18 protein-coding genes are annotated in these 19,327 nt (G+C 39.2%); 6 read left to right on the top strand and 12 right to left on the bottom strand.

The genetic code is table 11. The features are described from left to right. Positions 1-15: 15 nt before the first annotated feature. Positions 16-1,260 carry an NAD(P)H-dependent oxidoreductase gene (locus PAN06_RS03620; protein ID WP_000673661.1) on the top strand — a complete coding sequence of 415 codons (1,245 nt, stop codon included), beginning with the start codon at positions 16-18 and terminating at the stop codon, positions 1,258-1,260. 112 nt (positions 1,261-1,372) lie between these two features. On the opposite strand, the gene PAN06_RS03615 is transcribed toward PAN06_RS03620, so the two are convergent. From PAN06_RS03615 to PAN06_RS03565, 11 genes are all read right to left on the bottom strand, one after another. Then, positions 1,373-1,630, bottom strand: coding sequence for a DUF896 family protein (locus PAN06_RS03615; RefSeq protein ID WP_049492208.1), 258 nt, complete (start codon positions 1,628-1,630; stop codon positions 1,373-1,375). Between the two features lie 43 nt (positions 1,631-1,673). After that, entirely contained in the window at positions 1,674-3,710 is a 2,037-nt protein-coding gene (gene glyS / locus PAN06_RS03610) for a glycine--tRNA ligase subunit beta (RefSeq protein ID WP_269795613.1), read from the bottom strand. 211 nt (positions 3,711-3,921) lie between these two features. After that, positions 3,922-4,839 carry a glycine--tRNA ligase subunit alpha gene (glyQ, locus tag PAN06_RS03605; protein WP_269795612.1) on the bottom strand — a complete coding sequence of 306 codons (918 nt, stop codon included), beginning with the start codon at positions 4,837-4,839 and terminating at the stop codon, positions 3,922-3,924. A gap of 35 nt (positions 4,840-4,874) precedes the next feature. Next, positions 4,875-5,246 carry a GFA family protein gene (locus tag PAN06_RS03600; protein WP_084865263.1) on the bottom strand — a complete coding sequence of 124 codons (372 nt, stop codon included), beginning with the start codon at positions 5,244-5,246 and terminating at the stop codon, positions 4,875-4,877. A 268-nt stretch (positions 5,247-5,514) separates the two neighbouring features. Beyond that, the gene (locus PAN06_RS03595) at positions 5,515-6,357 is read right to left on the bottom strand and encodes an aldo/keto reductase (protein ID WP_269795611.1); all 843 of its coding nucleotides are present in this window, start codon (positions 6,355-6,357) and stop codon (positions 5,515-5,517) included. Positions 6,358-6,433: 76 nt separating this feature from the next. Then, positions 6,434-7,825: a peptidoglycan-N-acetylglucosamine deacetylase PgdA gene (gene pgdA / locus PAN06_RS03590; protein WP_269795610.1), complete on the bottom strand. Its 1,392-nt coding sequence runs from the start codon at positions 7,823-7,825 to the stop codon at positions 6,434-6,436. Positions 7,826-7,961: 136 nt separating this feature from the next. Beyond that, a complete protein-coding gene (gene ezrA / locus PAN06_RS03585) occupies positions 7,962-9,689 on the bottom strand; it encodes a septation ring formation regulator EzrA (protein WP_004259946.1) in 1,728 nt (575 codons plus the stop codon). Between the two features lie 81 nt (positions 9,690-9,770). After that, positions 9,771-11,717 carry a DNA topoisomerase (ATP-hydrolyzing) subunit B gene (gene gyrB / locus PAN06_RS03580; protein WP_049487808.1) on the bottom strand — a complete coding sequence of 649 codons (1,947 nt, stop codon included), beginning with the start codon at positions 11,715-11,717 and terminating at the stop codon, positions 9,771-9,773. Between the two features lie 14 nt (positions 11,718-11,731). Beyond that, positions 11,732-12,295 (bottom strand): HAD family hydrolase, encoded by a 564-nt coding sequence (locus PAN06_RS03575; RefSeq protein ID WP_269795609.1) that lies wholly within the window; start codon positions 12,293-12,295, stop codon positions 11,732-11,734. Between the two features lie 348 nt (positions 12,296-12,643). Beyond that, positions 12,644-13,378: an amino acid ABC transporter ATP-binding protein gene (locus tag PAN06_RS03570; protein WP_004259929.1), complete on the bottom strand. Its 735-nt coding sequence runs from the start codon at positions 13,376-13,378 to the stop codon at positions 12,644-12,646. Continuing rightward, positions 13,378-14,061 carry an amino acid ABC transporter permease gene (locus PAN06_RS03565; RefSeq protein WP_001011642.1) on the bottom strand — a complete coding sequence of 228 codons (684 nt, stop codon included), beginning with the start codon at positions 14,059-14,061 and terminating at the stop codon, positions 13,378-13,380. The genes PAN06_RS03570 and PAN06_RS03565 overlap by 1 nt, the downstream gene beginning before the upstream one ends. Positions 14,062-14,251: 190 nt before the next feature. Here PAN06_RS03565 and PAN06_RS03560 point away from each other — a divergent pair, with 190 nt between their 5' ends. The 5 genes from PAN06_RS03560 (at position 14,252) to PAN06_RS03540 (ending at position 18,680) form a co-directional block, all read left to right on the top strand. Next, positions 14,252-14,482 (top strand): DUF1797 family protein, encoded by a 231-nt coding sequence (locus PAN06_RS03560; RefSeq protein WP_000443570.1) that lies wholly within the window; start codon positions 14,252-14,254, stop codon positions 14,480-14,482. A 230-nt stretch (positions 14,483-14,712) separates the two neighbouring features. After that, the gene (locus PAN06_RS03555; protein WP_269795608.1) at positions 14,713-16,971 is read left to right on the top strand and encodes an ATP-dependent Clp protease ATP-binding subunit; all 2,259 of its coding nucleotides are present in this window, start codon (positions 14,713-14,715) and stop codon (positions 16,969-16,971) included. Between the two features lie 130 nt (positions 16,972-17,101). Further along, positions 17,102-17,554: an NUDIX hydrolase gene (locus tag PAN06_RS03550; RefSeq protein ID WP_269795607.1), complete on the top strand. Its 453-nt coding sequence runs from the start codon at positions 17,102-17,104 to the stop codon at positions 17,552-17,554. A 58-nt stretch (positions 17,555-17,612) separates the two neighbouring features. Continuing rightward, on the top strand, positions 17,613-17,912 hold the full coding sequence (locus tag PAN06_RS03545) for a DUF1827 family protein (protein ID WP_000767189.1): 300 nt from the start codon (positions 17,613-17,615) through the stop codon (positions 17,910-17,912). Between the two features lie 132 nt (positions 17,913-18,044). Then, a complete protein-coding gene (locus PAN06_RS03540; RefSeq protein WP_269795606.1) occupies positions 18,045-18,680 on the top strand; it encodes a GNAT family N-acetyltransferase in 636 nt (211 codons plus the stop codon). Positions 18,681-18,763: 83 nt separating this feature from the next. Here PAN06_RS03540 and PAN06_RS03535 read toward each other — a convergent pair. Then, positions 18,764-19,327 (bottom strand): methionine adenosyltransferase domain-containing protein (locus PAN06_RS03535; RefSeq protein ID WP_269795605.1); only part of this gene is annotated, 564 nt, incomplete at its 5' end.

Here is a 19,327-nt window from a genome sequence, read left to right as displayed (position 1 = left end):
AGGAGACCAAAAAGAATGAAATTTGTTGGACTTGTAGGATCAAACTACGATCAATCATATAACCGTAAACTCTTGGAATTCATCCGTCGTCACTTCAAACTCAAATTTGAATTAGAAGTTCTCGAAATTGATGAAGTTCCAATGTTTAACCAAGACGAAAAATGGGACGAAAGTTTCCAATTACGTTATTTATATAACAAAATTACTCGTGCTGATGGTGTTATCATCGCTACTCCTGAGCACAACCACACAATCTCAGCTTCCCTAAAATCTGTTCTTGAATGGCTTTCATATGAAGTTCATCCATTTGAAAACAAACCAGTCATGATTGTGGGTGCTTCTTACTATGACCAAGGTACTTCACGTGCCCAAGTTCACCTTCGTAAGATTCTTGACGCTCCAGGTGTCAATGCCTACACTCTTCCAGGAAATGAATTCCTTCTTGGTAAAGCTAAAGAAGCTTTTGATGTTAATGGAAATATCACAAATGAAGGAACTGTTAATTTCCTTGAAACATGTTTAGACAACTTTGTAAAATATGTGGGAGTCGTTTCAAAATTGAAAAAACCAAAACCAATTGAGCCAGAAGATTTATATTGTACAAATTCAATTGCAACTACTATCCAAGGTGTTGATCCAGATGATCCTGAATGGGTAGAAAAAGCTGCTGAACTTGTTGGAGCTGTTTCTGGAGATACTTACGTTAAATTAGACCACGGTATCTTGACAGTTAACCAAATTGACATGTTCTTGAAAGCAATGCCATTTGAATTGACATTTGCAGATGATAACAATCAATTTTTGTACTTTAATAACGCACACCAAGACCCAGATACAATGTTTGGTAAACGTGTACGTGCTCAATCAGGAAATAGATTAGGAACAGTACACGGTACATTGCCAGATTCTAGAATGAAAAACGTTGAATGGGTTGTCGGCGTATTGCGTAACGGGGATCAAGAATATGTCCGTACAATTGTGCCAGGAACACCTGAAGGTGTTATTAATACCCATAATTACCAAGCAATGTACTACCCAGATGGTTCATATGCTGGAATTAATGAGATTATCTTTAATTTCCAACCATGGCTTGATTGGTACCTCAATACAACTGGTCAACGTTTAGTCGGTGGAAATGCTGCAGCTCCTGCTGGCGGACATGGTCACGGCGATGCAGATGCTACATCTGGAGCTTCTGATGCAGGTGATGCTGGAGGTCACGGTGGTGGCGCAGACGCTACATCTGGCGCAAGTAACTAATACTTTTAGGAACCATATTGGTTCCTTTTTTAGCTAAAAAAGACTAGCAGTTTTTATCTGCTAGTCTTTTACTTATTATTTTATCTATCCTTATTAAAAGAAAGAATATTTATTATGAATTTGGGTCATCGAGACTACGGCCATGTAAACCTTTTTCACGTTGTACCTGACGTAGTTTTTCTGGTGTAACATCGTTTCCTTCTTCGTCCACAATTTTAATTCCTTCAATGTGATGGCGAACAGAACGACGATATCCTTCAATATACTCTTCACGTAGTTTGGCTTGTTCTACTTTTTCTTCTGGGGTCAAGCCTTCTGTTTTTTTCTTTTTGGCAAGCTCGTTAATACGATCAATTTTTTTAGGATCCATATTTCTCTCCTTTATGATAAGATTTAATCCGTTTAACAGATTTTTATTTGGTATTGATTTGGTTAAAACGTGCAAGTTTAGCTGCTTTTTGAGTTAAATGAGACAAGATTGCCAAACGATTTTGACGGACTGCTTCATTTTCAGCCATAACCATGGTATTTTCAAAGAAAGCATCAATAACTGGGCTAAGAGCAAAGAGCTGTTTCAATTGCTGACTTGCAGTCCCTGACAAAACGAGTGATTCTACAGCTTCTGCCAAGGCTTTCTCTTCTTCATTCTCAAAAAGTGCTGAATCAACTGCAGCAACTCCTTCTGCCTTCTCAGCCAAGTTAAAGGCACGAGAAAGTGATTCAACAGATGGTTTGAAATCTTCTTCCTTACTTGCTTCTACAAGAGCACTTGCTGCTTCCAACATATCCGCCACAACAAAGTTCGAACTTGCAAGTACTGCTTCCTTGATGTCTTTTGGAGTAGAGCCCATCATCTTATCAACACGAGCCTTGATAAAGTCCATAACCTCTGTCTTATTTTCATAAGTCAAGCTGTCAAATTTCAAAGCATAAAGGCTATCAATCAACTCATCCATAGCAATGTGCCAACCAAAGGCATCTAAGATACGAACCACACCTTGCGTCGCACGACGAAGGGCATAAGGGTCATTAGAACCTGATGGAATCAAACCTACTGAGAAGAAACTCAAAATCGTATCCAATTTGTCTGCAATGGCTAGAATGGCTCCAACCTTGCTCTCTGGAAGTTCTCCTTCGGCTGATGTAGGCATGTAGTGTTCACGAATAGCAGCTGCCACTGCTGGAGTTTCACCAGCAAGAAGGGCATATTTCTCACCCATAATTCCTTGGAGTTCGTCAAACTCACCAACCATACCTGTCAACAAGTCAAACTTATAAATGGCTGCTGCACGAGCTAAGTCAATCGTTTCATCCGCTGACAAACCAGCTTTTTCTGCCAAGAGAATAGCAATCTGACCCGTACGAATCATGTGTTCACGAAGGGAACCAATCTTCTCATGGAAGGTGACATTGTTTAATTTTTCAACAAGATCTGAAATCACCAATTTTTGGTCTTCACGCCAGAAGAATTCACCGTCTTCTAAGCGAGCGACTAAGACTTTTTCATTTCCTTTAATGACATTTTCCAAATACTCTGCGTTTCCGTTACGAACAGAAATAAAGTTTGGCAAGAGTTTACCGTCTTGATCACGAACAACAAAGTAACGTTGGTGTTCTTTCATTGAAGTCACCAAAACTTCTTCTGGAACTTCAAGGTATTTGGCATCAAAACTTCCCATAAAGGCAGTTGGGTATTCAACCAAGTTCAAGACTTCATTAAGCAAATCAGCATCAATTTCGATACGTACACCATGCTCAGTTTCGATTGCTTTGATTTGGTCAACAATCATTTGCTCACGTTCACGAGGATCCGCGATTACAAACTGCTTACGAAGGTCTTCTTCGTAGCTCAATGCTGACTGAATTTTGGTTTCTTTCCCCAAGAAACGATGACCACGGCTCACACGATCACCCTTGATATCAAGGAAATCCAAATCAAACTCTTCTTCATCTAAAAGAACAGTTAAAGTGTGAACAGGGCGGATGTATTCAAAGGTGTTGTTAGCCCAGTGCATGCTGACAGGGAAAGTCAAGGACTTCAAAACATCTACAACACCAGGAACAATGGCTTCAACTGCTTGACCAATTTCTTCCTTGGTAACATAGACATATTCTTCACCCTTGATTTCACGGAATTCGATATCTTCAACAGTCAATCCTTTTCCACGAACAAATCCTTGAGCAGCTTTTGTGAAGTTTCCATCACTATCCAATGCAATTTTCTTTGCTGGCCCCTTAAAATCTTCTGTCAAATCAGACTGTTTGTCTGCAAGACCAGTTACACGAACAGCCAAACGACGTGGTGTTGAGAAAGTTTGAATGGCTTCAAAAGACAGGCGGTTCTCCTTGAGGAAGGCTGCCATTTTTTCGCCTAGTTGTTTTTCACTTGGTGTGACAACATAGGCTGGTAATTCTTCAAGACCGAGTTCTACTAATAAGTTTTTTGTCATGTTTTTTCTCCGAAAAGTATCTTTTTATTTTCCAGTTTGCCTTATGTGATTGGCACGCAAGCAACCAACTTCGTTGTTTCATTGCTAAAATTGGAGCCAAAAGTCTCCAATTTTGCCTAGTATCCTTAGCTTCACTAAGGATACCTTCATCACTGCGGCAACTGGCTCAGGGCTCACTCTGTTCGCCCATTTTCGTAATTTGTCACTCTCTTTATTCTACGTCTTCTGCTAAGAGTTTAGCTCGTGTTGCTTCATCTAAAAGTGGGTAGCCTAGACGTTTGCGTTCTGCGACAAAGGTTTTGGCTACGACACGGGCCAAGTTACGGATACGAGCGATATAGCCTGCACGTTCGGTTACAGATACGGCGCCACGCGCATCAAGTAGGTTAAAGGTATGTGAACATTTGAGAACATAGTCATAGGCAGGGTGAACCAAACCTTCTTCCAAGGCACGACCAGCTTCTTTTTCAAACTTATCAAAGTTTTCCAGCAACATTTCTTGATCAGAAATTTCAAATGAATATTTTGAGTGCTCGTACTCAGGCTGGATGAAGATTTCTCCGTATTTTACACCATCAGCCCACTCGATATCATAGACAGAGTCTACTTCCTGGATGTAAGAAGCCAAACGCTCCAAACCATAGGTAACTTCCGCAGTCACAGGGCCAGTTGCCAATCCACCAACTTGTTGGAAATAAGTGAACTGAGTGATTTCCATACCGTCAAGCCAAACTTCCCAACCAAGACCAGCTGAACCAGTTGATGGATTTTCCCAGTTATCCTCAACGAAACGAATATCGTGTTCCAAAGGATTGATACCCAATTTTTCCAAAGACTCAAGGTAAAGCTCTTGGATATTTGATGGAGAAGGCTTCATAACCACTTGAAATTGATGGTGTTGATAAAGACGGTTAGGGTTTTCCCCATAACGACCGTCAGCAGGACGACGTGATGGCTCTACATACGCTGCATTCCATGGCTCAGGTCCGATAGCACGAAGGAAAGTGTAAGGACTCATGGTTCCCGCACCTTTTTCATTATCATAAGCCTGCATAAGCATACAACCTTGGTCATTCCAAAATTGTTGCAAAGTCAAAATAATTTCTTGAAATGTTAATTTCTTAGACATTGTTTACTCCTTTAATTTATATTATCTTCTTAGATTTATTTTTCAAGCAACCAAGAAAAGGCTGGGTCCTGAAAAATATGACGTTTGGGAACAGTTTGTAAATTCTGATCGCATTCATCTATTGTACCTAATTTCAAAGCACAGACTTCTGGTATATTTTCTTGAACAGTGAAAATTTGACTATGACAGTTCTGGCAGTAATAACGCTGTTTTCCTGGAGAAGAACTATAGGAAACAAGCTTTTCTTTTCCATGCAATACTAGCTTTTCACTGCTAACTTTAGCATTAACTGTATAGGCAGACGCAGTTGCTTTCCGACAAAATGAGCAATGACAAAAAACTAATTCCGATAATTCCTCATCTAGAGTGTAGGTCACTGCTTTACATAAACAAGATCCTTTAAGCATTATGCTCCTTTCTACTTAGGCATTAGACGAATTCAAAAAGAACCGAATTTCAACACCCAAGCCTTGCGACTAGGGGCGTCAGAAACGCGGTTCCACCCTAATTTATTACTTCATTGTTTTTGAAAATACTACAGAAAGCGCCAGTTCTTTATTTTGTCCTACTTGGCTCCCACTATCCCAAGCTCGCTTGAAGAACGCCATAAGACTTTCTTTCCTCTTGACTATTATATCAAAAATTGGAGTAATGTACAATTCTTTTTATGATTTTCTAGAAATCCATATCATCAACTCGTGGAGCACCAGACTGAACAGCAATAGTTTTTAAGGTTTCACGTTCCTCATGACTCAATTCAATTCCAAAGCAATCAAGATTAGCCTGAATACGAGATGCTGTGACAGATTTCGGAAGCGGTGAAAATCCTTCTGCCAAGCTCCAGGCCAAGGCTATTTGAGCAACCGATTTTCCGTGATTTACCGCGATTTCTTGCACTTGCTTGCTATCAAACAGTTTTCCCTGACCAAAAGGGCCCCAAGCTTCCAATAAGATTCCTTTTTCTCGACAGTAATCTACGACTTCCTCTTGATAGACACCTGGAGCCAAACGAACTTGATTGACAGCTGGAAGAAATTTTGCTGTTTCAAGCAAGGCATCCAAATGATGGGGAAGGAAATTACTAACTCCGATAGCACGGATTTTACCTTCTTGATAGAGGTCTTCCATCGCTCTCCAAACTTCCGCATTTCGGATTTTCCATTGGTCATTTTCTCTGAGCGGTTTTGGATTTGGCCAATGAATCAAATACAAATCCAAATATTCCAAGCCCAGTTTCTCTAAAGACTCTTCAAAAGCCTGACGAGCTTGCTCATAGTTGTGATTTGTATTCCAGAGTTTGCTGGTTACAAAAATTTCATCACGCGGAACTCCACTATCTTGAATGGCACGACCAACGCTTTCTTCATTTTTATAAATAGCTGCCGTATCGATATGGCGATAGCCTGCCTTTAAAGCCTCTAGTACAGCTTGATAGGCAATCTCTCCATTTTTAGCTTTCCAGGTTCCAAATCCCAGTACTGGAATTGTAACACCATTGTTTAAAGTATAAGATTTCATTATTTTTCCTTTCTATGAGAAGAAAATCCAAAGAGCCAAATTTTCAATAAAAACTTTTCTCTTTAGATTTTGTGTATTATTGATTGCGGTCGTAATAGAGCTGATGAGCTTTAAGACGAGAGTCTAACAAATCTGGAATTGTCACAAAGTCATAACCCTGACCTTTCAAATAGTCAATGACCTTTGGTAAAGCATTCACTGTTTCAGCATGGATATCATGCATGAGAATAATAGAACCATTCTTGACTTCACGCTGAATTTCTGTCAAAATAGATGCTTCATTTTTACTCTTCCAGTCCAGACTATCTACATCCCACATAATAAAGCTCAAATCCAAGCTATTGCGAATGTCGTCTGTAATGGCTCCATAAGGCGGACGCATAAGTTTGGAACTAGAACCCAAGACTTTAGTTAGCGCATCCTCCGTATCAGTAATTTGTTTTTTAGCTTCATCAAGAGAAAGTTTTGAAAGCACCGGATGACTCCAACTATGGTTTCCAATGACATGTCCATCCGATTTCATTCGTTTCAAAATCTCTTCATTTCCAGAAACATTCTTACCTAGCACAAAGAAAGTTGCCTTGATACCATACTTAGAAAGAGTATCTAATGCTTGATTTGTCGTTGCAGGATTTGGTCCATCATCAAAAGTCAAGGCTACTACTTTACGATTTTTCTTTTCATAATAAGCCTTATATAGCTCTGCATCCTTATCTAATAGATAAGAGGACTGAATAACTTCAAAGAAACTAGATACTGGCAAGGCAATCTCGTCTAGATTTTCAATTGACTGACTTGGATAAAGGATAATCTGACTATCCTTGTAATCAAAATTCCATGCAGACAAGTCTTGGTTAGAGAAGCCTTTAACAACTTGATCGATCTTTTCTTGCTCCAATTTCTTATCCTGTAAAAAAGAAGTCAGTTCTTTTATCAGTTTCTCTTTGGCCTTACTAGCATCTGAAAATAATTGATCAAGGGTAAAAGGTTTACCATCTTCTGTCAAATGGACTTTTGCCAGACTAGTTTTTTCAGTCTCTTCAACTTTTGACGAAGTTAAATCATAGACTTGTTTCATCACACTTCGGTTAACAATCCCTTTTAAAGTCGAATCCTGTTTCTCCGTATAATAAAAAACTAGATTTTCCTTGTCTTCCAGATTTTCCTTAATATCCTGTGTCATGATTTCTTTTACAGATGAAATCACTTGCTCCCCTTGGAGAGGATAATAGGCAATTACTTCGGCTTGTCCCTTACGAAAATGATCTTTCTGATTTCCCTCACTCAATTGATTATCTTTCTCTTTTTTGAGCGTTTCAATCCTTTGTTCAAAACTTTGCTTTGTATATATTTTGTATCCAATCATTGAACCAAGGACACAAATACTTACTGAAAAGATAGCTACTAGGGCTATTAAACCGATTCTCTTTTTATCGTGTGTAACACGTTTTGCTCTACTTTTATCCATAGAAATATCATATCAAATTCAGGCTATAATTTCAATGAGAAATAAGTACTATTACTCGTTTTGAACAAAAAAATAGGCTCCATAATATCTATAGGGGGATTTACCCACTACAAATATTATAGAGCCTTTTATTATGTTAGAAACGAATCGTCTCACGTGTTTTTTCGTATGAAGTGACAAAACGGTTGGTTACACCTGGTTCTGCAACTTCCAAAGCTTGCGAAATCTTATCAAATGAAGCATGATAATCAAATTCTTTTTCAAAAATTTCTAATGATTCATTAAAAGCTTCTTGAATTCGTTCATCAAATGAGCGGTAACGGTTCGAATACTGTAGCAATTGTTCTGTCAATGTTGCATATTGAACAATATTATATGTTTCTTCTTCAAGTGCTTCCATATCATTGGTTGTAATTTCAAGCATACGGTTCACAGCTTCGATATTGACCCGAGCTTCTTCTAGTTCAGCCATCAACTCTTCAGTATGGTTACTTGCTGTAAAGAACAACTGTAAGAAATTCTGAGGAATACCTGGAAGATTGCGTTTTTCCATATATCTCTTAATCGTGTGAAGACGATTAACATAAACATTTGCCTTCTGGCGAGCATTGATATCATCTTTTTCAATCTGAGCAAGGCGTTGACTAACCGCAACTTGTTCATCTTCAATTTCCTTCAAAGTCGCTTGTAAGTTTTCCAAACGATCTTCAAGGAATGAATAAGGTTCAGAATGTTCCTCTTGTTCAGAAGTTAATTCCAATACAGATTCTTCCAAAGACTCTAACTCAGCTTGTAATCTATGAACATGACTAACATCTGTTTCAGATAGTAGGTAATTGTTACTCAATCGTTGAATATCTTCCACTAAAACAGCATTACTATCTTTCATGTGTTTCAAATATGTAGGAAGGGTTGCAACTAAGCCTTCTACTACTTTTTGAGCAGCGATTTCTCGTGTAAAGATATCATAGAGTGTATTGATTTCTTCTTGAACTTGAGTATTTTCATACTCAGCATTATCCAACTCTAATTGTGCAATATTTTCGTGGTTTTTCTTCAAAGCTTCATAAAGCAATTGGAAGCGAGATTCAATATCCGTTTCAGCAAAATGATAATTAGCATCTAAAAGCTTACGGTAACCGTCTTCCAAGTCTTCTAATTGATCAGGCAGCTGTTTAGATAATGTTTTTACAATCGCTGGTAAGCGGTCAACAATGTGACTCAAAGCCAAAATATGATTTTCAGCATTATCCAAAATCACAGCAGCTTCTACTGGGTCACCTGAAGTGTTCAAAGTAACAAACTGAGAAAACTCTGATTGGATATTTTCCAATTGTTTTTCGATTTCAGATAAACCTTGGCCATATTCTTCAGAATGATCAGCCACTCGGTGTTGCAACTCTTCAAACAAGTCCAAAGTATGAAGAACACGTCCACTATTTTTAGACTCTTGTTTCTCCAAATCTGCCAAAGCATTGCGAATTGCCGCAATATCTTCTTCAATCAAGGTAATTTGACTCTCGATTTGGTCTATTTGATGACTGGCCTTGAAAAAACGGAATGAGTTGTTATAGCCTTCTGCCTCAAAAAGATTATTTTCGATATCTGCAAAAGAGTTAAGAGATAGGTCAACCCATTTTTGGTTCCATTCACGGAAAGTCACTTGACTTTGTCCAATCAAGTGCATATTTTTTACAGCTTCAACTTCATCATTAACTGGAAGATTGTACAGCTCTTCTTTTTTCTCTTCTAAAATTGCTAATTTACTTTCATTGCGTTTCCGTACATAAATTGCTATAGCATATGAAATCAGCAATATAATTGCAATTGCAATTATAAGATATACTACTAGACTACCAGACATATTAAACTCCTTTTTAACTTGAAACAATCGTAATGATTATATCATATTTTTTAGACCAAGGGAACTAGTTCTCCCGATTTTTTAGACATCAAGTGTACTATAGACGGCATTTTCTTCGATAAATTCACGACGAGGCTCTACTCGATCCCCCATCAACATATCAAAGATTTTATCTGCTTCTGCAGCATCGTCCACAGAAACTCTTGCCATTAAGCGATGTTCGGGATCCATGGTTGTTTCCCACAACTGGTGATCATCCATTTCACCCAAACCTTTATAACGCTGAATGGTTGGTTTGGCACGTCCTTCACTATGGCGGGCCAAAGCTTCTTGGAGTTTAATTTCTTGATCCGCTCCTGGCTGGATATATTCTTTAATCTCGCTTCCAACCTTGACACCATAGATTGGAGGTTGGGCAATATAAACATAACCAGCTTCTAGTATTGGTTTCATATAACGATAAATCAAGGTTAGAAGAAGAGTACGAATATGGGCTCCATCGACATCGGCATCGGTCATCAAAACGAGCTTTTGGTAACGGGCTTTTGAAACATCGAATTCTGCACCAAATCCTGTTCCCATCGCTGTGAAAAGACTACGAATTTCTTCATTAGCAAGAATCTTATCCATACTTGCTTTTTCAACGTTCAAAATCTTACCGCGGATTGGAAGAATTGCCTGAAATTCACGGTTACGACCAGATTTGGCTGACCCACCAGCTGAGTCTCCTTCGACGATGAAGAGTTCTGTTTCAGCAGGATTGTTAGAAGAGCAGTCTGCTAGTTTACCTGGAAGGTTGGAAATTTCCAAACCAGATTTTTTACGAGTGACTTCACGCGCACGCTTGGCAGCCACACGAGCCTTAGCAGCTAGAATTCCTTTTTCTACAATGCGTTTTGCAATTTGAGGATTCTCCATAAGGAAATCAGAAAAGGCATCACTGAAGAGGCGATTGGTAATCTTGACCACTTCGCTATTTCCCAATTTGGTCTTGGTTTGTCCTTCAAACTGTGGATTTGGGTGTTTAACTGAGATAACAGCAGTTAATCCTTCACGAACATCTTCCCCTGTTAGGTTGTCTTCATTGTCTTTCAGTAACTTATTTTTACGAGCATAATCGTTGATAACACGTGTCAAGGCTGTACGGAAACCTTGTTCATGCGTTCCACCTTCATGGGTGTGGATATTATTGGCAAAACTCATGACATTTTCATGGTAGCCCGTTGTGTACTGCATAGCTACTTCAACTGTGATATCCTCCATCTCACCGTCAGTATAGATTGGTGTATCAAAGATAACATCCTTGTTCTCGTTAATATATTCAACGTAACTAGCAATCCCACCTTCATAATGGTAATGCTTGGTTTGTTCCAAACCTTCGCGCTTATCTGTGATGGAGATTTGAAGACCGCGATTTAGAAAGGCCAACTCTTGAATCCGTTTATTTAATTTATCAAAATCAAAGGTTGTTGTTTCCGTAAAGATTTCTGGGTCCGGTGTAAAGTGAACTGTTGTTCCCGTTTTATCCGTATCTCCAACCACCTCAAGGTCTGCGACAACATGACCACGACGGTATTCTTGGTAATGAATCTTACCATTTTTGTGGACATGAACGTCTAATTGAGTTGAAAGGGCGTTAACAACTGAGGACCCCACTCCGTGAAGACCACCTGAGACCTTATATCCGCCACCGCCAAACTTTCCTCCAGCGTGAAGAACAGTAAAGACAGTCTCAACGGCAGGTCGACCTGTTTTTTCCTGAATATCGACGGGGATACCACGCCCATCATCAACAACTGTAATCGAATCATCGGGCTCAATAAAGACTTGAATATGGCTAGCAAATCCTGCCAAGGCTTCATCAATTGAGTTATCAACAATTTCCCAGACTAGATGGTGAAGACCTTCTTTTGAGGTCGATCCGATATACATCCCTGGACGCATACGAACAGCCTCTAAGCCCTCTAAAACTTGAATTTGACTGGCATCATAATCTTGTGCCTGCAGATTTTTAATTTCTTCTGTCATCTTATTCCTTTTTCTTACATGTCTAATACTTGTCTTAAATTCACGATACTGGTAAACAAGTGGGTATCGAGTCCAGCAGCTTGCCCGGCTTCGATATCAATCGGCCGATCACCGATGACAAGACCAGAGTTAATTTGATACTTTTCTCTTAAATAAATCATGGACTCTGGACTTGGTTTTCTCTTAAAGCCTGAGTTAGAAGTCACCACTTCTGTAAAATAAGCTGCTATAGAGGTTTTTTCTAAAATTTCCAAGACCTGATCATTACGGTGAGAGACCAAAAAATGACGGCCATCTTGATTTGAAATGTCTTCCAATAAGTCAGAAACTCCATCAAACAAAATCGGATGTTCCAGCTCTCTGGCTTCATTTTCCTTGTACTTTTCTAAAAAATTCTCTAAGTTGGGAGCGAATGTCTCAATCGCAAAATCAGTAGAAACCTTTAAAGCTTGATAGACACTGTCATGGTCTTGTGTGATGCCATACAGAGCTAAAGTTTCAACAAATGCAGCTGTTGAAGTTTCGTAATTATCTAGTAAAGTTCCACCTAAATCCCAGATATAATCGTGATATTTCATACCCTTCATTATAGCATTTTTTTGTGAAAAAAGCGATGATTTCCTTGAGTTTTGCACATAAAAAATGCTCTATATTATTTGTAGTGGGTAAATCTATTAAAAATACTATGAAACCTATTTTCTTGTAGAAAAAAGTTCCATATGACCCATAATGAAAAGCGACCAAACCATCATTAGAGAGAATCATATGGAACAATTATATTTTAACACAAAACTACTTTATATAAAAAATCCTAATATCCAATTTATGGATGTTATTAATAAGGGGGGAACTTCTCAAAGTACGTTCCACTTGACTGGTATTGAGCCTAGCTTTTCACTAATCTTGTCTTGAAATTTTAAAATAGATTATAAAACCTTACTCAAGAAGTCTTTAGTCCGCTGTTCTTGGGTTTGTTCAAAAATCTGTTCGGGTGTTCCGTCTTCAACAACCACACCGTCTGCCATAAAGATGACACGGTCTGCCACCTCACGAGCAAATCCCATTTCATGTGTTACGATAACCATGGTCATTCCTGACTTGGCTAAGTCTTGCATAACAGCCAACACCTCTCCTACCATTTCAGGGTCCAGGGCTGAAGTTGGCTCGTCAAAGAGCAAGACATCAGGTTCCATAGCTAAACCACGAGCGATGGCAATCCGTTGTTGCTGGCCACCTGACAAACTCTGAGGGTAAGCATCTGCCTTATCTGGTAAACCAACTTTTTCCAAAAGTTCCTTAGCTCTCTTCTCTGCAACTTCCTTACTTTCACCTTTAGTCTTGATAGGAGACAAGGTGATATTTTCCATCACAGTCATATTAGGAAAGAGATTAAATTGTTGGAAAACCATCCCCATCTTCTCACGCATGGCAAAGAGGTCATTCTTCTTGTCCGTAATATCGACTCCCTCAAAGATAACTTTCCCCTTGGTCGCTTCTTCCAACAAATTCATAGAGCGAAGCAAGGTAGATTTTCCGCTCCCTGAAGGACCGATAATAACGACAACTTCTCCTCTTTTAATCTCGAGGTTGATGCCCTTCAATACTTCATTCTTTCCAAAGGATTTATGTAAATTTTCGATTTTTATCAAGGTTTCTGTCATTATTTCTTATCTCCTTGTCCCATACGTTTTTCAAAAGCTTTCAAGGCTACTGTCAGAATAGAGGTCATAATCAAGTAATAAAAGGCTGCAAATAAAAGTGGTGTTAAAGGTAGATAGGTTGTTGTAGAAACTGTTGTAGCTCCGTTCCACAACTCCATAACCCCAATAGCTGATAAGAGAGAACTATCCTTGATAATAGTGATAAATTCGTTCCCCAATGCTGGCAAAATATTTTTGATAGCTTGTGGCAAAATCACATAGCGCATCGCATTTTTAGGACGAATCCCTAAAGAATAGGCCGCCTCTAACTGCCCCTTAGGAACCGCATTAATTCCGGCACGAACAGTCTCAGAAACATAAGCACCACTGTTCATTGAGATAATCAAAATCCCTGGAATCAGACGAGAAAGATCAACACCCAAAATCCCAACCTGAATAGTCGGAGCATTGATATGCATAAGAGCAAAGGCAATCATAATCTGAACCATCATCGGTGTCCCGCGGAAAATCCAAACGTATAAGTTGGCGAGCCAAACAAGCGGTTTAAACTTTGAACGTTGCCCAAAAGCCAAGACAACCCCCAAAATAGTTCCCAAAAAGACAACACAGATAGAAATGAGAACCGTCACGACAGCCCCATAGTTAAAATAAGGTAAATACTTTGGTAAAAAAGAAAAATTCATAGTCACACTGCTTTCTAAAATAGAATACTGTATGATTATAACATGAATTGAATTTAAATTCAAATTTTTTTCTAATTTATTCAAAAAAAACTTTCAGCTGGTAGAATTAGCGAGAAATCTTAGTTTTTTCTAGGCAAGTTGGCCTCCTTTATGGTAAAATAGTAACGATAAGAAATGAAGGAGAATCAAAATGGAATCACATTTGGTTAGAATCATCAACCGCCTTGAAGCAATGGCAAAAGACGGCGGAAATTTAAAACGTAATTTTGAACGCGAAGGAGTTGTTGTTGCAGAAGTTGCATACAGCCACGACGAAGAAAACGGCTCAATCTTTACCCTTCGTGATGTCGAAGCTCGCGAAACTTATACGTTTGACAGCATTGACTTGATTGCAATGGAGATTTACGAACTCCTTTACTAATACAAAACAAGCTGGGATTACACCCTGCATGTCTAACCAAAATCCTTTTTGTCTCACAAATAGGATTTTTTTATAGCCCAAATTCACAAAGATCATTATTGTAACAACTTCCCAAAGCTTCAATCTTTTTACTTGCTTTACACCCCAATCCTGTTATAATGAGAGTATAGAAATTTGACTATTTTTGACCTTTGGACAGGTCAAGCTAAAGAAAGAAATGAGGTAGATGTATGCTTTGTCAAAACTGTAAAATAAACGACTCAACAATTCATCTTTATACCAATCTCAATGGAAAGCAAAAACAAATTGACCTCTGTCAAAACTGCTACAAGATTATCAAGACTGATCCTAACAACAGTCTCTTTAAAGGAATGACAGATTTGAACAATCGTGACTTTGATCCTTTTGGTGATTTCTTCAATGACCTAAACAATTTCAGACCTTCTAACAATACTCCTCCAACTCCCCCAACCCAATCAGGTGGAGGCTACGGTGGAAACGGCGGTTATGGCTCCCAAAATCGTGGACCTGCCCAAACTCCGCCTCCAAGCCAAGAAAAAGGCCTACTAGAAGAATTTGGTATCAATGTAACTGAGATTGCTCGTCGTGGCGATATTGACCCCGTTATTGGGCGCGACGATGAGATTATCCGTGTTATTGAGATTCTCAATCGCAGAACCAAGAATAATCCTGTTCTTATCGGTGAACCTGGTGTCGGAAAAACGGCCGTTGTCGAAGGTCTAGCTCAGAAAATCGTTGATGGCGATGTTCCACATAAACTCCAAGGCAAACAAGTCATCCGTCTGGATGTGGTTAGCCTAGTTCAAGGAACGGGTATCCGAGGACAATTTGAAGAACGCATGCAAAAGCTCATGGAAGAAATTCGCAAACGTGAGGATATTATCCTCTTTATCGATGAAATCCATGAAATTGTCGGAGCAGGTTCTGCAGGGGATGGCAATATGGATGCTGGAAATATCCTCAAGCCAGCTCTTGCTCGTGGTGAACTGCAACTAGTCGGTGCTACTACCCTCAATGAATACCGTATCATTGAAAAAGATGCTGCCCTAGAGCGTCGTATGCAACCTGTTAAGGTCGATGAACCAACGGTGGACGAAACAATCACAATCCTCAAAGGTATTCAAAAGAAATACGAAGACTACCACCACGTTCAATATACCGATGCTGCGATTGAAGCAGCTGCAACTCTTTCCAATCGCTACATCCAAGATCGCTTCTTGCCTGACAAGGCCATCGACCTCCTAGATGAAGCGGGTTCTAAGATGAACTTGACCTTGAATTTTGTGGATCCTAAAGTAATCGATCAGCGCTTGATTGAAGCTGAAAATCTTAAATCTCAAGCTACACGAGAAGAAGATTTTGAGAAGGCCGCCTACTTCCGTGACCAGATTGCCAAGTATAAGGAAATGCAAAAGAAAAAGGTCACAGACCAGGATACTCCTATCATCAGTGAAAAAACCATTGAGCATATTATCGAGCAGAAAACCAATATCCCTGTTGGCGATTTGAAAGAGAAAGAACAATCTCAACTCATCCATCTAGCCGAAGATCTCAAGTCGCATGTTATTGGACAAGACGATGCTGTCGATAAGATTGCCAAGGCTATTCGCCGTAATCGTGTCGGTCTCGGTACGCCTAACCGTCCAATTGGAAGCTTCCTCTTTGTCGGGCCAACTGGTGTCGGCAAGACAGAACTTTCCAAACAACTAGCTATCGAACTCTTTGGTTCTGCTGACAGCATGATACGCTTTGACATGAGCGAATACATGGAAAAACACAGCGTGGCTAAGTTGGTCGGCGCCCCTCCAGGTTATGTTGGCTACGATGAGGCTGGGCAATTAACTGAAAAAGTTCGTCGCAATCCATATTCCCTCATCCTTCTCGATGAAGTCGAAAAAGCTCACCCAGATGTTATGCATATGTTCCTCCAGGTCTTGGACGATGGTCGTTTGACAGATGGGCAAGGATGTACCGTTAGCTTCAAGGACGCCATCATCATCATGACTTCAAATGCAGGTACAGGTAAGGCCGAAGCCAGCGTTGGATTTGGGACAGCTCGCGAAGGACGTACCAATTCTGTTCTTGGTGAACTCGGTAACTTCTTTAGCCCAGAGTTTATGAACCGTTTTGATGGTATTATCGAATTTAAGGCTCTCAGCAAAGATAACCTTCTTCTGATTGTCGAACTCATGCTAGCAGATGTTAACAAGCGACTCTCTAGCAATAACATTCATTTGGATGTAACTGACAAGGTCAAGGAAAAATTAGTTGACCTCGGCTATGATCCAAAAATGGGAGCACGCCCACTTCGTCGTACTATTCAAGACTATATTGAGGACGCAATCACTGATTACTACCTTGAAAACCCAAGTGAAAAAGAACTCAAGGCAGTGATGACCAGTAAGGGCAAGATTCAAATCAAGTCTGCCAAAAAAGCAGAAGTTAAAACTTCTGAAAAAGAAGTATAAATCCTATATAAAAGGAGTAGAAAATGAAAATTTTCTGCTCCTTTTTACAAAAGTAACTATAAATTCTTGACAGTTCGGCCTTTGTCCATTAAGATAATAATAAAGATAATAGATTAACGAGGAAAATGCAATGGCAAACCCAACTTTCGGAGAAAAAAAAGCGAATACTGACTATGTTTCACGCTACGGCGTATATGCAGTTATTCCTGATTCTGAACAAAAACACATTGTTCTTGTTCAAGCACCTAATGGTGCTTGGTTCCTACCAGGTGGTGAAATTGAAGCTGGTGAGAACCATCAGGAAGCCCTAAAACGTGAATTGATTGAAGAGCTTGGCTTTACAGCTGAAATTGGTACCTATTACGGACAAGCTGACGAATATTTCTACTCTCGTCACCGTGACACCTACTACTACAATCCAGCCTACCTCTATGAAGCGACTTCTTTCAAAGAAGTGCAAAAACCACTAGAAGACTTTAATCATATTGCCTGGTTCCCTATTGACGAGGCTATTGAGAACCTCAAACGTGGTAGCCATAAGTGGGCTATTGAATCTTGGAAAAAACAGCATAAGATTGACTAAATAAAGCTACTTTATTCAAAAAGTGCTATAATAGAATTAGAAAATCGGAGGAAATATTATGAAGCTAATCAATACGACAAACTCACACTCGCAACTTGTTAAAAGCCAGCTAGAAAGTACAGATGCAACCCTTGTTGAGGTCTATTCTGCAGGGAATACAGATGTTATTTTTACTCAAGCTCCGCTTCACTATGAAATCCTCATCTCAAATAAACACCGCGCTATTCGCGAACCTGAAATCGAAGCTATTCAAGAATTTTTCTTGAAACGTAAAATTGATAAGGACTCTATTGATGAGGCCAATATCAAAACCCTCTATTCAGAAAAATTAATTGGAATTTCGATTCCAACCAAATAAAATCTTGGAGAGATTAGAAAGTGCTTTGAACCTTATAGAACAAAATTAGGTTTATTTAGCTTTTTAAATCGCCTCCAATTTTTTCTTAAAATCCTATTAAACACGGTTTTATAGGTAATAAAGGAGACAAGAATGGGAGACATAATATATAGAGAGGCAAGAATTGAAGAATACAAAAAAATTGGAAAACTATTAGCCAATTCCTTTCTTGACTATCCCTTCTTAACGATTATAACTGATGATTTAAAGAAGCCTGATTATTATCCTAATTTTGTAGAAACATTACAAACAATGCTTACCAGAGTCTATATTAAAAAAGGAAACTGTTTAGTTGCGGAACAAGATGGAGAATTACTTGCAGTTGCCCTTTTGCAACAAAAGGATTTCTGTATACTATCCTATCTACGAAATGGTGGGATAAACATTTTTCGTTACATTCGACCACAAAATCTCCTTAAATACTTTGACTTTGTAAAACGTTCCAAAAAGCATTTAGAACAATCAGGGGAGTTTGATTGGTATTTGATGGCTTTAGCTGTCAATATAGAAAGTAAGGGGCGGGGAATAGGCAGTACTTTTCTGACACAAGGGGTTGAACCTTATGTCAAATCAAAAGGCTGTAAACACTTGGGACTCATAACTAGTACAGCTAGAAATACCTCATTCTACAAAAAAAACGATTATGTATTACTGGACCATATGGACTTAAAATACGGGTCAAAATCAATTGGTAACTGGGCATTTTTAAAAACAATGAATAAATTATAACAGGTCAGCAATTTACAAGTCCTATTTAAATAAGGGCAACTCATATTTATAAAAACCAACGTTCAAAACGTTGGTTTTCTTATCTATTTTACTGCTTCTTTCAAAGCATCTACCTTATCCAAACGTTCCCATGGAAGGTCAATATCTGTACGTCCCATGTGTCCATAAGCCGCTGTTTGACGGTAAATTGGGCGCTTGAGGTCCAGCATTTGGATAATTCCTGCAGGACGAAGGTCAAAGATTTGACGAGCAGCTTTTTCAAGTTTGCTTTCAGCTACTGTTCCTGTACCGAAGGTATCGATACGAACAGAAACAGGCTGAGCAACACCGATAGCATAAGCCAATTGCACTTCCGCCTTCTTAGCAAGACCTGCTGCAACGATATTCTTTGCAATATATCGAACCGCATATGACGCAGAACGGTCCACCTTAGTCGCATCTTTACCAGAGAAGGCACCACCACCATGACGAGAATAGCCACCATAAGTATCTACGATAATCTTACGGCCAGTCAAACCTGAGTCTCCTTGAGGTCCACCGATTACAAAACGACCAGTAGGATTGATGAAGAATTTTGTTTGCTCATCTAAGTAAGAAGCTGGAATAACCTCTTTGATAACCTTGTTAATGACATCATTGTGAATTTG

The sequence above is a fragment of the Streptococcus sp. SM3 genome, from assembly GCF_027497875.1.
The sequence above is the reverse complement of the archived record's forward strand: the minus strand, read 5'-3'. Positions and strand labels throughout refer to the sequence as shown.